The sequence below is a fragment of the Flagellimonas algicola genome (assembly GCF_005937185.1).
GTDB classification, from domain to species: Bacteria; Bacteroidota; Bacteroidia; order Flavobacteriales; family Flavobacteriaceae; genus Flagellimonas; species Flagellimonas algicola.
On record NZ_VCNI01000002.1, the window covers coordinates 1,306,579 to 1,321,866 of the forward strand.

Genomic DNA, 15,288 nt, shown 5'->3' on the forward strand with positions numbered 1-15,288 from the left:
CCCATATCCTAATAACCAACAATGGATACCATTGAAATCATTGGGTTGGTCGCAGCCAGCCTGACCACTAGCGCCTTTGTTCCACAGGTGTACAAAACTTGGAAGACCAAATCAACCAGGGACATCTCATTTACCATGTATGGGGCGTTCCTTATTGGAACCATACTTTGGTTATATTATGGAATTTACCACAATAGTTTAGCCATTATTTTGGCCAATGCTGTTACAGGCATTTTGGTGGTTTGTATGTTGATGCTCAAGCTGCGGCATAAATAACTTTTTGTCTCCAATGTACATTTTGTCAGTAAAATGACAGCTTTTTGGATTGGCTGGATTTTTGCTTTAGAGTTGATATCTTTATAAGACTAAAAACAGGAAACTATGATGACATACTATATATTAATCGGTGGAATAGCTTTGATCAGTTGGATTGTAAGCAGCCGATTAAAAAGCAAGTTTAAGCAGTACTCCAAAGTGCATCTTCGCAACGGAATGAGCGGAGCGGAAATAGCACAGAAGATGTTGGATGATCACGGTATTCGTGATGTGAAGGTTATTTCCACAGCAGGAATGCTGACAGACCACTACAATCCGAAAAACAAAACCGTAAACCTGAGTGAGGGCGTATATAGCCAAAGAAACGCTGCCGCTGCAGCTGTGGCGGCACATGAGGTTGGCCATGCGGTTCAGCATGCCCAGGCTTATGAATGGTTGACCATGAGGTCCAAACTGGTTCCCGTGGTAAGTGTTACCTCAGGAATGTCCACATGGATTGTGTTTGGTGGTATAGCCCTTATGGCAGCAACAGGAGCCGCAGGCGGACTTGGATTTTATATTGCGGTTGCAGGCTTGGTGATGATGGGAATGGCCACTATTTTCAGTTTTATCACCCTTCCGGTGGAATATGACGCCAGTAACAGGGCTTTGGCCTGGTTGAAACAAAAGAATATGGTGAGCCAACAGGAATTTGCTGGGGCTGAGGATGCCTTAAAATGGGCGGCAAGAACGTATTTGGTAGCGGCTTTGGGAGCCTTGGCTTCCTTGGTGTATTGGGCTTTCCAAGTGTTTGGAGGAAGGGATTGACCTTTTGCAAAAACATAAAATAAAAAACGGAGCCATTTGGCTCCGTTTTCTTTTTGGTAGACTATTTAGTTAATTGATCCAATTCCCAACATGATCATCAATGACTTGTAATCCTACACCTTCGGTGCCGGTCACTGCAATCATATCCAGAATATCACGGATCGTGTTTTCTTCTTCCACCTGTTCCATAACGAACCAGTCCAAAAATCTTTCGGTAGTGAGGTCACCTAGTTCTCTGGCTTTCATCACAATATTGTGAATGGATTTGGTCACTGCTATTTCATGGTCTAATGTGTGCTCAAAAACATCTACAATGGAGGAGTAGTCGTGATTGATATTGGTCACCTCAGGTGAATAGGGACTTCCACCTGCATCAATCAAAAAATTGAATATTTTCATCATGTGCTCCCGTTCTTCCTCGGCCTGTTTGAAAAAGAACTTGGCACTGGTAAAAAAACCATTTTGTTCGCACCATGAAGCCATGGCCAAATAGGTGGCCGAAGCATGTGCTTCCATTTTAATTTGGCTGTTGAGCAAATCCATGGATTCCACTTTTATGCTCATTGCTTGTCTCGCTATATCTTTCATCTCAATAGATTTATCGTCAATAATTCATTCTCCTACTATAAAAGTATGGAAATTAACCTAGCCAATGGGCCAAGTCCTTTATTTATAAGGAGTTTTAGATTGAATAAAAATAAGCTACCCAAAGACTATACGGAGAGGGCTTCCGATTTGGCGGATACGCCAAGTAAAACAAACCCTTGTTCAACAAGTGATTTTAAATCCAATACCTCCAAGGTATTGAGAATGAAGAGGTGTTCTTTGTTGCAGAGTTGCAAAAGTTCAAAACCGTGCTTGTTCAGGTCACTGTCAAAGTGGTCTTCAATGGGGATGGACAGTACTTTATGTCGAAGAGCCAATAGTTGGCAAAAGGACATTTGTACGGTCTTTTGTACAAAATCAACATAAAAGCAACGCTGGCTTTCAGATTGGTACAAGGTATAATATGTGGATTGGTACACTACCTTCATGGAAGAGCAAAAGTAATCTTTATTTAGATTGAATACAAATACTTCTATATGAAGCATAATTTCCTTTCACCAACTGCGGCTATAGGCAAGCACAATATAGGCATGGGATTTAGAGCTGGGGGTTTCTGGCGTATTGTATCGAATCCCAAAGCGGAAATCATGCATATCAAAGCGGTGGTTGAAATCAAACCCAATCCGGAGGAGGCTGTTCTTTGAAACACCTAATACGGGCGAATTGTCACCAAACAAATTACCTTCTATCAAACCATTGTAAAAGACCTGTCTGTACATGAACCTAAGGGCAAAGTAGATTTCCCTGGCGTTGCTGCCCAATCGGTTGAATGCAATGCTCTTACTTATCGGATTACGTCTACCAAAATGAAAAATGGCCTCCCCACTGGCATAAACATCCCTGGATCCAACCGCCAGTTGTGGTTGTGTGGCCAACCTAATACCAAAAGGGTTGGGAGCAAGTTCCCATTCCTTGGTATAGGTGAAATATAGATTGGTGTGAAAACTATTGCGCAGTTCCTCCACCCAAATGGGCGAATCCGAAATGGCAATGGCCCTGTGGTACCAACGCTGCAATCCTCCCGCCCCAGAATCCGGCCCCACAAAACCTAAAAGGGACTCCACCTCAAACAGCTGATTTTGCTTGCTTAGGGACCAGTTGGTCCAAAACCCTGAAAACCCGGCATAAGGCCTGTCGAACACGCTTGTATTGGTGCTTTGGGTTTGCGATGGTGTGTAGACCTCCTGTCCTAGTTTGAAACCAAGTTGTTCGTCCTCGCCAAAAATCCCTTTCGAGAGCAGCTTTTGATACGATATAAATAGTCCGGAAGAGTAGTAACGGTCTGTCAATGCCAGGAAGTCATTATCATGCTGCACCTGTATCTGGTGCGAATACACCTTAGGTTCGTAACTACGCTGGGCATGGGAAAAGAACATGGAGAGTCCCAATAATAAAGCAATCAGAAATTGTTTCATGGATGACCTAAATGGAAATCTGTCTGTCGATTTGCTGATGGAGTGAAATAAAAGTTTCTGTCCGGGACACTCCTTCAATTTGTTGGATTTTTTTATTGAGTACAGTCATCAAATGCTCATTATCCTTACACAAAACTTTAATGAGGATGGACCAATTTCCAGTTGTGTAGTGGCATTCCAGTACTTCAGGGATTTTTTCAAGCTCCTTCACAGCTTGCGGATTGGACATGGCTTTATCTAGGAAAATTCCGATGTAGGCCATGGTAGTGTAACCCAATACCTTAGGATTGATAACAAATTTGGAACCGGATAAAAGTCCCGAACTCTCCAGTTTACGAAGACGCTGGTGAATTGCTGCCCCGGAAATCCCAATACTTCTGGCAATTTCCAAAATAGGCTTGCGAGCATCCTCCATCAAAAACCTTAGGATTTTTTTATCTATACCGTCAATCTTAACGGATTTGTTTGTGTTTCTCATCAAAAGCTTCTTATTCGAAACTAAAGATACCTAAAAACAACAAAAGCCTAATTTCCTATGGAGTCTGGATTATACCCCAAATAGGGCACCTGGTACTCGTTAAAATGGATGCCATAGGATTTGAGCTCTTCAAGTATAGGACGATATACTTCCTTGGCAATGGGAATTTGAACGCCAGGAGTGACAATTTTTTTGTTTAGTATTTGCAGTGCTGCCATGGCAACTGGCAAGCCCACCGTCTTGGCCATGGCGGTGAAGGTCTGGTTCTCGCCAAGCACCACCATATTGGCATCCAGTTGCTTCTTTTTGCCGTCCAATTCGTATCCAAATTTGTGATACATCACAATCATGTCCTTTTCGTCTGGATTTAAGGTCCAGCTATCTTCCAAAATGTACTGTAGCATTTGGGCTGGAGTGGCATTTTTTAAGGGGATTTTCTTTGAATCATCAAACAGATTGAGTTCAAGCAATTTTCCCCATCGGATGTCGTCTTGGTCTATTTTGAGATAGTGACGTAACTTCAACTCCACAGAATCGGTTGGCGAATAAGGAAGGAACAGATTCACAAATTCTCGATACGACATCCCTTCGGAATTTTCTACTACATAAGTATCGTCCGTCATGCCCAGCATTACAAAAATATGCCATGCCTTGGAGAATCCAACGCGCCTCATGGTGCCTCTAAAAAGAGTCAAGGCATCTTCTAAGCCATAGGCCTCCCGATATTTGAGGGAATCTCTATTGGGGTATACCTCAAAATCGCCGTAGCCCTCAATTTCAACCAACTCTGTTCTTCTAAAAATTTTCTGATAGGGTATATACTTGTAAGATCCCTCTTGGATAAATTTAGCTGCACCCCCTTGTGCAGCCACCACCACATTACGTGGATTCCAGGTGAACTTATAGCTCCAAAGGTTGGAGTCGTTTTCCGGAGCAACAAGACCTCCAGTAAAAGATTCGAACAACAGCATTTTTCCACCCTTGTCCCTAATACGGTCTATCACCTCCATGGCACTCATATGATCAATGCCGGGATCCAAGCCTATTTCGTTCATGAAGACCAATCCATTTTTCTTGGCTTCGGCATCCAGCGCCTCAATTTCCTTGCTAACGTAGGAAGCAGTGACCAAGTGTTTTTTGTAAACGATACAATCCTGTGCAATTTTGATGTGCATACGAGGCGGAAGCATGGAAATTACCAATGAGGAAACTTCGATGGCTTTTTTTCTGGCATCATCATTAAGGATATCAAGTTGGATGACATCGCAATTGGGGTGGGATGCAATTTCACCTGGGATATTTTCTGGACGTAGATCGCCAATAATCAACCTAAGCTGCTCCTCTGTTGACTTTTTAAGCAGATAATCCAACAAATACGAAGTAGACTTGCCAGCTCCAACGACCAAAATAGTTCGGACCATACGATTTGGTTACTTTTGATTAAAACGGCTACTAAGGTATCAAATTGTTATATTTCTAAAAAAACATAGTTATAAAGTTATGAACAGAACAATATTGTTGGGTGGAATTGTCATGGGTTTAGTCGCTATAGTTCTGGGTGCTTTTGGCGCCCATGGATTGGAAAGATTGGTATCAGAGGATGCGGTAGATAGTTTTGAGACAGGGGTACGCTACCAAATGTACCATGCACTTTTTCTTCTTTTCTTAGGGACATGGAACGCATTAGATCTTAAAAAGCAAAAAACGGTTTTCAGGCTGGTTGTGATTGGGGTTATTCTGTTTTCAGGATCCATCTATTTATTGTCCATTAATAGTTTGGTGGCTTTTGACTTCAAAACCCTTGCGCTATTGACTCCTCTAGGGGGCACAATTCTCATTTTTGCATGGGGTATTTTGGCTTACTTTGTTTTGGCTATAAAATAAGGGAATTAATCACAAAATTGGTTTGGTAGCAGTTAGATTTTTCTAGCTTTGTACCAATTTTAAAACATCAAAATGGATACCTATACACCAGTTACGAAATCGATTTCGTTAAAGCAGTATGGAATAGCGCACAACAATGTGCATTATCAGTTGTCGCCCAAAGAGTTACACGGGTTGACGATAGAAAAGAAAATGGGAAAAGAAGCTTCTTCCGGGGCCCTGGCGGTCAATACGGGAGAGTTTACCGGAAGGTCTCCTATGGACCGATTTATCGTTAAAGACGACATCACCGAGGAAAAAATCTGGTGGGGGAACATCAACATCCCATTTGAACCGGAGAAATTTGATAAATTATATGACAAGGTCATTAATTATCTAAACGAAAAGGAACTATTTGTTCGGGATTGTTATGCCTGTGCAGAGGATGACTATAAGCTAAACATTCGGGTAATAAACGAGTATCCATGGTCAAACATGTTTGCGTATAACATGTTTATAAGACCAACGGTAGAGGAATTGGAATTTTTTGATCCTGAATGGACCGTGGTAAACGCACCGGGCTTTATGGCTGATGCTGAAATTGATGGCACAAGACAACATAATTTTGCCATTCTCAACTTCTCCAGAAAAATAGCCTTAATCGGTGGAACTGGATATACAGGAGAGATCAAAAAGGGTATTTTTTCTGCATTGAATTTCATTCTACCGGTCTTTAAAAACACTTTACCAATGCATTGTTCTGCCAATGTGGGAGACGATGGGGATACAGCCGTGTTTTTTGGATTGTCCGGGACAGGGAAGACTACGCTTTCTACGGATCCCAATCGTAAACTGATTGGAGATGACGAGCATGGTTGGACGGCTGAAAATACCGTGTTCAATTTTGAAGGCGGATGTTATGCCAAGGTCATTGATCTTTCTTCAGAAAAGGAACCTGAAATCTATGGTGCCATTAAGCAAGGTGCCATTTTGGAAAACGTGATTTTGGATGACCAAGGAGTTGTTGATTTTGCAGACACCTCCATCACGCAGAATACAAGGGTAAGCTATCCAATTTATCATATTGAAAATATCCAGCAACCTTCCATCGGAAAGAATGTTAAGAATATTTTCTTCTTAACAGCCGACGCCTTTGGGGTTTTGCCTCCGATTTCAAAATTGACACCCGCCCAGGCGGCATACCACTTCATTTCTGGATATACGGCAAAAGTGGCCGGAACGGAAGCAGGGGTGGTTGAGCCCCAACCTTCTTTCTCGGCCTGTTTTGGAGCCCCTTTTATGCCTTTGCACCCAGCTGTTTATGCTGAGATGTTGAGCAAGAAAATGCAAGAATCAGGTGTGGATGTTTGGCTTATCAATACTGGATGGACAGGAGGTCCTTATGGGGTGGGCAAACGGATGGAGCTGAAATATACCCGTGCCATGATCAGTGCAGCTCTAAGCGGTGAGTTGGGTCTTTATAGCTATGACAAGTATCACATTCATTCCGTTTTTGGTGTTGCACAACCCAGGGAATGTCCTGGAGTACCTACTAGTGTATTAAGTCCGCGGGCGACCTGGAACGATGATGAGGCTTATTATAAAACAGCCTTTAAGCTGACCAATGCTTTTCGGGAAAACTTTAAAAAGTTTGAGGCCTATGCCAGCGAAGAGATAAGACGAGGAGGTCCTCAGCGATATGCCTTCTAAAAGAAAAAGCCCCGATTTATCGGGGCTTTTTTTATGTTAAGAATGTAGAATTCTTCTATTTGTTCACACTGGTGATGTATTTCTGAAGTGCCATAGTCATGGATGGCGTCTCAGGAGTAGGTGCCTGAATATCTATTCTTAGACCAGCTTCTGTAGCTGCCTTTACCGTGCTATTTCCAAATACCGCAATTCGAGTATTGTTTTGTTCAAAATCGGGAAAGTTTTTCAACAAGGATTCAATACCTGATGGGCTAAAGAATACCAAAACATCATAGTAAACATCCCTAAGATCGGAAAGATCACTGATAACGGTTTTGTAAAAAATTCCTCTTTTCCAATCCACACCCAATTCGTCAAGAGCTTGTGGAACAATGGTTTTTAAGGTATCCGATGAAGGTAAAAGGAATTTTTCGTCCTTGTATTTTTTGATTAGAGGAACCAATTCAGGAAAGGTTCGCTTACCCACATAAATTTTCCGTTTGCGATAAACCACATATTTCTGAAGGTAGTAAGCCACAGCTTCGGACTGACAAAAGTATTTCATGGTATCCGGTACCTTGAATCGCATTTCCTCGGCTATTCTAAAGAAATGATCCACAGAATTTCTGCTGGTCAAGATGATGGCGGTAAAATTGTTGAGATCAATTTTTTGCTGCCTTACGGTCTTTGCCTGAACTCCCTCAACATGAATAAAAGGTCTGAAATCTACCTTTACTTTTTCTTTTTCGATGAGTCGTGAATAGGGGGAATTTTCTATTTTGGGTTCTGGTTGGGAAACCAAAATTGTCTTTACTTTCATAAGCTTTCAATCTTTAAGATAGCTTCCAACTATTACTAGGGGCGCAATTTCGAGTGTGCAAAGGTACAAAATAAAATAGAAAAAGTGGGAAATTATGACTTTTTGATGGTTCTTCAACAGCTTGAAGATTCCTATGGCATTAATGGAAATAATTAAGATTAAAGCCGCATAAATAACAATCTGGGAGTCCTTATATATGTATACCAATGCAATGTTGGCCACAAACATAACCAGACTACTATGGTTGAGGTAGGAAGTTTTGTTGAACAGTAAATCCGTGACCATTCCCTGGGTATTAAAAACAATCCCTTTCCCAAGTTGCAGCAACATTTTTAGTAACTGAAACAACAAGGCACCACCAAATATGATGAAGAAACTGTACAGATAATTTTCGGGAGCAATTGGGTAAAAGGTTTTTTGTATCAAGAATAGGAAGAGGGATAAATTGATCAATTGAAAAATCGTCAATAAAATATGGAACCAATTCAAAAGTCTCCCCTTTTTATTATAAAGGACTACATACTTATTGTTGAACGGAAGAATCATGAAATTCAGGAACTTGTTTTGAAACAGATATTTTCCCAAGGCAAGAACCACCATGCTAAAAAATAACACTATGTTCATCCAATCCAATGATTCGACCGTTTTGCTAATGGGTTCCATCTTCAATTTTTATAGGTGTTCCATTCAGTCCAGGGATTAGGCTTCCGTACCCCAAACCAATTCTAAAATAGCCCGCATTTTCCAGTTTTTCGGACTTTGGGAATTGAAATTTATAGTAAACCGTATCCTTCGACTTAACAATTGTTTGTTTCGGGCTCACGGGTTCTACCTTAAGCGGGACACTACCCTTTACCTTCTTATAATCGTCGGTGTAAGCAATAGCATACCTCAAACTGTCCAAGGCAACATCAAAAGGATAGGGATTAAAGACTTTTAGACTCCAATTCCCGTTCTCCGGGTTTTGTTCCGAAATGCATGCCAATTTACGGAGGGAATAAAAATCATCCATAAACACCCCAAAAAATTGAGTTCCCTTCGCGTTGAGGTAAGAGATATCACCACTCTTGCGGTACATGGATACCATGGCAATATTTTTACCCCTCACCCTTTCCTCGGAATCGTCAATGGAATATTGATTTTTTCTGTAAAAGGCATTGTTCAATGAAAATGAGGGTTTTCCAGTATAGAACTCATACATGGGAGCCCTGCGATAAGAATTCTCAAACACAACCGTGGCATCCCCTAATTTGGAATCCAGATCGTTAACCCAAGCCTTATTCCCATGGGCTTCATACACTATGGGTAAAAGAGGTTGGTGAACCAACCAGACCCTGGCATAGCACATTAAAATGGCACTTGCAATGCCCATTCGAAATATCCATTTACGGCTTTTGGCATTTTCAATCAAATGTTTAAAAGCAATGATGGCCAAGGGAATGGAAATGATGATAACCCATTGGGTCTGTACCCTTCGGTTAAAACTGGATACAAAAAAGAACAGGATAACCCCGTAAGTAAGAAAGCGAAGGGCCTTTGAAAATTTATCAGAGTCTTTATCCTTGATCAGGGCATAGTATACCCAATAGAACAAGAGTCCAAAAATAGCCACAAGATTAAGGATGTATCCCAAAGTGAATTTTTCAAAAGAATAGGCTTGATTGGGCCTTTCAAAAAGATGGTATTTAATGGAAACAAAGTCGTGCTCAAACAACCACATAAAATGTGGAACATAGCACAATAAAGCCACCACCACGGCTAACCAAGCTTTTCCGTTGAACACCAGTTTTATATTCGACAGAAAAACAAAGAGGATGACCAAAACGGCATGGTACTTACTGTACATCAAAGCCGCCATGACCAAGCCTAATGCGATAGTTGTCCAAATGGAGGGTTTTTCCAGAAACTTTTTATACAGCAGAAGAAACAGGGCTGTAAAGAAGAGCAACGGAGTGTCAGGCAAGGTAAAGAAACCGTAGGCGTTCATCAAGGTCATTGAGAAAAGGAGCAGGAAGAAGTGCAACACATAATCCTTTTTCTTGGGATGGTCAATAGCTGACCATAATACGAGATAGGTGCCAGCAGAGAGTACGCAACTTATGAAACGAACCCCCAATTCGCCATCAAAGAACAAGCTGCTTAGTTTGATGAGGAAGGCCACCATGGGCGGATGGTCAAAATACCCCCAATCCAAATTTTGGGCATAATACCAGTAATAAGCCTCGTCAAAAATGAGTTCCGTAAAGGATGCTTGAATGAGATTGAGAACAAAAAGAGCGGCCAGAAGAAGATAAAACAACCTGGGAAACTTTTGGGTCATCAATTGGAGTTTAGATGGGCCAAAGGTACAAATAAAGGTAAATACCCTAATCGGAACAGTACGAAAACTATGGTCTACCGCTAAGCAGAAAAGCTTATTTTTACACCCTAATTGCGCGCTAATGGTAGATGGCATTGTGATCATACCCACCTTCAATGAAATTGAGAACATTGAGGCTATCATAAAAACGGTTTTTGATCTTAAAAAGAACTTCCATGTATTGGTTGTGGACGATAATTCTCCTGATGGCACTGCACAAAACGTACGCGCACTTCAAGAGCAATTTCCTGAGCGCCTGTTCCTGGAAGTCCGAAAAGAGAAGTCTGGACTGGGAACAGCCTATATTCATGGTTTCAAATGGGCCTTGCAAAGGGATTACGATTACATTTTTGAAATGGATGCGGATTTCTCCCATCGCCCTGCCGATCTTTCCCGATTGCACAGAGCGTGCTTAAACGGTGCGGATGTTGCCATTGGATCCAGATACAAAAAAGGCGTCAATGTGGTGAATTGGCCCTTGTTTCGGATATTACTCAGCTACGGCGCTTCCTTTTATGTAAAAATTATTACCGGAATGAAAGTGCACGATCCCACAGCCGGTTTTGTTTGCTATCATAGAAAAGTGTTGGAAACCATTGATTTGGACAAGGTACGGTTTATAGGCTACGCTTTCCAAATTGAAATGAAATACCGCGCCTATCTCAAAAAATTTAAGATCGAAGAAGTCTCTATCATATTCACAGATCGTGTCAATGGTAAATCCAAGATGAATTCTTCCATAGTCAGGGAGGCCATTTTTGGAGTTATAGCCATGAAGTTCAGAAGTATATTTTTCAAAAAGAGTTTTTAGCATGTCAAAGACCTTACTAAAGAATGCCAAAGTTGTCAATGAAAACCAGATTTTTGAGACTGACATACTTTTGGATGGAGCGTTGATTTCCCGTATTGATTCAGATATTTCAGACGAACATGCCCAGGTGATTGATTTGAAAGGAGACCTGTTGCTTCCCGGAATCATTGACGACCAGGTGCACTTTAGGGAACCGGGTCTTACCCATAAAGGTTCCATTTCCACGGAAAGCAAGGCGGCCATTGCGGGTGGTATTACTACCTTTATGGAACAACCCAATACCAATCCTCAGACCACAACAATTGAGAAACTGGAAGAAAAGTTTGCCGTTGCGGCAAAGGATTCTTTTGCTAATTATTCCTTTCTTTTTGGGGGTACCAATGACAATCTGGAGGAATTGAAACGTCTGGATAAAAATGCTTGTTCAGGAGTGAAATTGTTTTTGGGCTCCTCCACGGGTAACATGTTAGTGGATAACGAAGAGGTTTTGGAAAAGATCTTTACAAACACGGAAATGGTGATTTCTGCACATTGCGAGGATGAAAGCACCATTAGAGCCAGTATGGCCCATTACACCCAGCAATATGGGGATGACATTCCCATAAAACTCCACCCCATTATCCGAAGTAGTGAAGCCTGCTATCTTTCCTCTTCGAAGGCCATTGCCTTAGCCCAAAAAACTGGGGCTAGACTTCATGTTTTCCATGTTTCAACTGGAATTGAGACCGATTTGTTTACCAATACCATTCCTTTGGAAGACAAAAAAATCACTTCGGAGGTCTGCATTCACCATTTGTGGTTTTCAGATGAGGAATACGAAGAAAAGGGCACCTTGATCAAATGGAATCCTGCCGTCAAGACGGCAGCGGACAGGGAAAAACTCTGGGAAGCGCTATTGGATGACCGTATTGACATTGTGGCCACGGACCATGCCCCGCATACCTTGGAAGAAAAAAATAACCCGTACACCAAAGCGCCATCAGGAGGGCCGCTTGTGCAGCATGCACTTTTGGCCATGCTGCAAAAAGAAGAGGAAGGCAAAATAGGTCTAGGAAAAATGGTGGAAAAAATGTGCCACAATCCGGCAAAGCTTTTTGATTTGGACCGAAGAGGTTTTATTCGGGAAGGTTACTATGCCGATTTGGTACAAGTGAACCGAAATTCACAAAATCCGGTTAAAAAATCCAATATTCTTTACAAATGTGGCTGGTCTCCATTTGAAGGTGTTACTTTTGGTTCTGAGATAGTACGGACCTTTGTCAATGGACATTTGGCATTTGACCAAGGTAATTTTAGCACCGAACGCAAGGCTAAAAGGTTAACTTTCAATAGATGATAATGAAGCGTTTATTTCTTTGCTGCTTTGGGTTTCTACTGTTGGCATGTGGGGAAGCAGTGATTGAAAAACCGGAAAACCTGATTCCCAAGGAAAAAATGGTTGAAATCTTCCATGATTTGGCATTGCTCAAAGCTGGGGGCGACAATTTGGAACCCATTTTGGAATACAAGGGAATCACCATCATGGACTACCTGTACGACAAACACGGAATAGATAGTCTCCAGTTTGTGGAGAGTGATTTATACTACGCTTCCGTGCCCTTGGAATACCAGGCCATTTATGAGGAAGTGGATGCCATTTTGGAGAAAAGAAAAAATGCCATGGAAGGGGTTTCCAAGAAAAAGAATGACAGTGTTCGAAAAGCCCGAAAACAAAAACGGGATTCCACCAACCTTGCCAAGACTTCCAAGAAGGAGCAAGAAGTGAACTAGGATTTAAACTTCTCGCAACAAAAATCCAGGGTTTCGTCCAGATTGTCATACGTAAAATCCAAAGCCTTTTTTATTTTGGTGTTGTTGTAGATTTCCCTTCGATACATGCCCTTGACCATATTTTTCGTGAGTCGTCGCCTTTTTCCTCTAAGTTTGCTCCGTAATCCGTCCAAACGCCAAAACAGTTCCAGCATCCAAAAAGGGATGGGCTTGTCTGGAGGAGTAACACCCAAACGACCACATATTCTTTTAAAAAATTCGGAGTAGGTCAGGTTCTCGTTCACTAAAATGAATCGCTCATTACGTATGCCCGAATCCATCAATTGGGTCATGGCCCTGGTGACATCATTGACCGATACAAAACCAGTTCCCCCGGGAATAAAATGCTTTTTACCTTTTTGGGCATAGGTAAAGAAAGAACCGCTACCGGATTTCCAAAATCCGGGGCCCAGAACCACTCCAGGATTGACCACTACTACTGCTAAACCTTCTTGACTCCCGCGCCACACCTCCAATTCCGCATCGTGCTTGGTAAGGCCATAGACCGAAACCTTGGTATCGTTCCATTCGTTTTCCTCGGTTGCCATCTTGCCTTTGACACTGGGGCCAATCGCGGCTATAGAGCTCACATAACAAAGTTTTTTCACCCCATTCGCAATGCAAAGATTTACCATATTGGCTGTAGCTTCGGAATTGGCTTGTATGAGCTGGTCCAGCTGCCTGGGATCAAAAGAGATCAATGCGGCGCAATGGTAAACTTGGGTGACATCTTTGAAAGCATTTTCCAATGTACCTACATCGGTAATATCAGCTTGAACCCAAGTAATTTTATGTAATAGCGTTTCTGGATGTTCCGTGTAGTAGTCAAATACCTTGGAAATCTTTTTCAAGGATTTTTTGGTGCGATAGGTGGCTTTTACGGACTTTCCATCTTGCACCAATTGGAATAGCAAATGGGAGCCTATTAAACCAGTACCTCCTGTAACCAAAATCATAGGATAAAAATACCTATTTGCATTGGATTTATTGAAGTAAGTAAGATCTTCATTTTATATTTGCAGCTATGCTAAAGCAATGGTAATGGAAAAGAATTTTGTGCAGGAACTACAGTGGAGGGGAATGGTTCATGATATAATGCCCGGAGCCAAAGAGCATTTGATGGAGGATATGAAGGCAGCCTATGTAGGTATAGATCCAACCGCGGATTCTCTACATATCGGTCATTTGGTCAGTGTAATGATGCTGCGCCATTTTCAGTTGGCCGGACATAAGCCCTTTGCTTTGGTTGGTGGAGCTACCGGAATGATTGGTGATCCTTCAGGAAAGTCTGCCGAACGCAACCTTTTGGACGAAGCCACGCTAAGACACAACCAGGAAGCCATCAAATCCCAATTGGGAAGATTTCTGGATTTTGACAGTGATGTCCCTAATGCCGCTGTCTTGGTAAACAACTACGATTGGATGAGGGATTTCTCCTTTCTTGATTTCATCCGAGACGTAGGCAAGCACATCACGGTAAACTATATGATGGCCAAGGATTCTGTAAAAAAGAGACTTTCTTCCGATGCCAAGGAGGGGATGTCCTTTACGGAATTTACCTATCAATTGGTTCAAGGATATGATTTTTTATACTTGTACCAACACCATAACTGCACTCTTCAGATGGGGGGCAGTGACCAATGGGGCAATATTACCACCGGAACCGAGCTGATCAGAAGGATTGGTGGCGGAAAAGGTTTTGCTTTAACCTGTCCTTTGATTACCAAGGCCGATGGCACCAAATTTGGAAAGACGGAAGGTGGGAATGTCTGGCTGGATGCAGAACGAACCTCTCCCTATAAATTTTATCAGTATTGGTTGAACACTTCGGATGACGATGCCGAGAAATACATTAAAATCTTCACTTTTTTGACCCAAAAGGAAATTGAAACGCTGGTGGAAACCCATAAACAGGAACCTCATCTAAGAGCCTTGCAAAAGAAGTTGGCCGAGGAAATTACCACTATGGTCCATTCCAAAGAAGATTTGGAAAATGCGATTAAGGCAAGTAATATTCTTTTTGGAAAATCTACTTCAGAGGATCTAAAGACCTTGGATGAAAAAACATTTTTGGATGTGTTTGATGGAGTTCCCCAAGCCACCGTTTCCAAAAGTGAGCTGACACCTGGCTTGGATATGATTGGAGCCTTGGCGGCCAAGACGGGATTTTTGGGATCCAACGGGGAGGCACGCAGGGAATTGAAGCAGAATTCCATTTCAGTGAACAAACAAAAGGTAAGGGAAGATTACCTTATATCTGTCGCGGATTTGATCAACGACAAATTTGTATTGCTCCAACGTGGGAAGAAGAATTACTTTGTTCTTGTAGCGGAATAAGCCACGCAACGTTCCGGG

17 protein-coding genes are annotated in these 15,288 nt (G+C 42.0%); 8 read left to right on the forward strand and 9 right to left on the reverse strand.

Going from position 1 to position 15,288, the window contains the following annotated elements; genetic code table 11:
* Nucleotides 1-21: 21 nt before the first annotated feature.
* Nucleotides 22-276 (forward strand): SemiSWEET family sugar transporter, encoded by a 255-nt coding sequence (locus FGG15_RS14760; RefSeq protein WP_138837565.1) that lies wholly within the window; start codon nt 22-24, stop codon nt 274-276.
* A gap of 105 nt (nt 277-381) precedes the next feature.
* On the forward strand, nt 382-1,083 hold the full coding sequence (locus FGG15_RS14765) for a zinc metallopeptidase (RefSeq protein WP_138837567.1): 702 nt from the start codon (nt 382-384) through the stop codon (nt 1,081-1,083).
* Between the two features lie 69 nt (nt 1,084-1,152).
* On the opposite strand, the gene FGG15_RS14770 is transcribed toward FGG15_RS14765, so the two are convergent.
* The 5 genes from FGG15_RS14770 to FGG15_RS14790 form a co-directional block, all read right to left on the reverse strand.
* Nucleotides 1,153-1,671: a ferritin gene (locus tag FGG15_RS14770; RefSeq protein WP_138837569.1), complete on the reverse strand. Its 519-nt coding sequence runs from the start codon at nt 1,669-1,671 to the stop codon at nt 1,153-1,155.
* 125 nt (nt 1,672-1,796) lie between these two features.
* Nucleotides 1,797-2,174 carry a hypothetical protein gene (locus tag FGG15_RS14775; protein ID WP_237561830.1) on the reverse strand — a complete coding sequence of 126 codons (378 nt, stop codon included), beginning with the start codon at nt 2,172-2,174 and terminating at the stop codon, nt 1,797-1,799.
* Between the two features lie 9 nt (nt 2,175-2,183).
* Complete coding sequence (locus FGG15_RS14780; protein WP_138837571.1) at nt 2,184-3,104, reverse strand: lipid A deacylase LpxR family protein; 921 nt, start codon at nt 3,102-3,104, stop codon at nt 2,184-2,186.
* A gap of 7 nt (nt 3,105-3,111) precedes the next feature.
* Nucleotides 3,112-3,582, reverse strand: coding sequence for an Lrp/AsnC ligand binding domain-containing protein (locus FGG15_RS14785; RefSeq protein WP_138837573.1), 471 nt, complete (start codon nt 3,580-3,582; stop codon nt 3,112-3,114).
* A 47-nt stretch (nt 3,583-3,629) separates the two neighbouring features.
* Nucleotides 3,630-5,003 carry a saccharopine dehydrogenase family protein gene (locus FGG15_RS14790; RefSeq protein ID WP_138837576.1) on the reverse strand — a complete coding sequence of 458 codons (1,374 nt, stop codon included), beginning with the start codon at nt 5,001-5,003 and terminating at the stop codon, nt 3,630-3,632.
* Nucleotides 5,004-5,082: 79 nt separating this feature from the next.
* Here FGG15_RS14790 and FGG15_RS14795 point away from each other — a divergent pair, with 79 nt between their 5' ends.
* Entirely contained in the window at nt 5,083-5,466 is a 384-nt protein-coding gene (locus FGG15_RS14795) for a DUF423 domain-containing protein (RefSeq protein WP_138837578.1), read from the forward strand.
* 72 nt (nt 5,467-5,538) lie between these two features.
* The gene (pckA, locus tag FGG15_RS14800; protein WP_138837580.1) at nt 5,539-7,155 is read left to right on the forward strand and encodes a phosphoenolpyruvate carboxykinase (ATP); all 1,617 of its coding nucleotides are present in this window, start codon (nt 5,539-5,541) and stop codon (nt 7,153-7,155) included.
* Between the two features lie 55 nt (nt 7,156-7,210).
* On the opposite strand, the gene FGG15_RS14805 is transcribed toward pckA, so the two are convergent.
* The 3 genes from FGG15_RS14805 to FGG15_RS14815 are packed head-to-tail and all read right to left on the reverse strand — an operon-like array spanning nt 7,211 to nt 10,274.
* Complete coding sequence (locus tag FGG15_RS14805) at nt 7,211-7,954, reverse strand: uroporphyrinogen-III synthase (protein ID WP_138837582.1); 744 nt, start codon at nt 7,952-7,954, stop codon at nt 7,211-7,213.
* Between the two features lie 6 nt (nt 7,955-7,960).
* Nucleotides 7,961-8,617: a DUF4271 domain-containing protein gene (locus tag FGG15_RS14810; RefSeq protein ID WP_138837584.1), complete on the reverse strand. Its 657-nt coding sequence runs from the start codon at nt 8,615-8,617 to the stop codon at nt 7,961-7,963.
* Complete coding sequence (locus tag FGG15_RS14815; protein WP_138837586.1) at nt 8,604-10,274, reverse strand: ArnT family glycosyltransferase; 1,671 nt, start codon at nt 10,272-10,274, stop codon at nt 8,604-8,606. Before FGG15_RS14815 ends, FGG15_RS14810 begins: the two co-directional genes overlap by 14 nt.
* Before the next feature lie 121 nt (nt 10,275-10,395).
* Between FGG15_RS14815 and FGG15_RS14820 the strand changes: the two genes are divergently transcribed.
* Genes FGG15_RS14820 through FGG15_RS14830 form a run of 3 tightly spaced genes read left to right on the forward strand, consistent with a single transcriptional unit; the run spans nt 10,396 to nt 12,894 of the window.
* Complete coding sequence (locus tag FGG15_RS14820; protein WP_138837588.1) at nt 10,396-11,124, forward strand: polyprenol monophosphomannose synthase; 729 nt, start codon at nt 10,396-10,398, stop codon at nt 11,122-11,124.
* Nucleotide 11,125: 1 nt separating this feature from the next.
* Complete coding sequence (locus FGG15_RS14825) at nt 11,126-12,460, forward strand: dihydroorotase (protein ID WP_138837590.1); 1,335 nt, start codon at nt 11,126-11,128, stop codon at nt 12,458-12,460.
* 2 nt (nt 12,461-12,462) lie between these two features.
* Entirely contained in the window at nt 12,463-12,894 is a 432-nt protein-coding gene (locus tag FGG15_RS14830; protein WP_138837592.1) for a DUF4296 domain-containing protein, read from the forward strand.
* Here FGG15_RS14830 and FGG15_RS14835 read toward each other — a convergent pair.
* Nucleotides 12,891-13,889: an NAD-dependent epimerase/dehydratase family protein gene (locus FGG15_RS14835; protein WP_138837594.1), complete on the reverse strand. Its 999-nt coding sequence runs from the start codon at nt 13,887-13,889 to the stop codon at nt 12,891-12,893. The genes FGG15_RS14830 and FGG15_RS14835 overlap by 4 nt on opposite strands.
* An 85-nt stretch (nt 13,890-13,974) precedes the next feature.
* On the opposite strand from FGG15_RS14835, the gene tyrS reads away from it, so the two are divergent.
* Nucleotides 13,975-15,270: a tyrosine--tRNA ligase gene (gene tyrS, locus FGG15_RS14840; protein ID WP_138837596.1), complete on the forward strand. Its 1,296-nt coding sequence runs from the start codon at nt 13,975-13,977 to the stop codon at nt 15,268-15,270.
* Nucleotides 15,271-15,288: the final 18 nt, after the last annotated feature.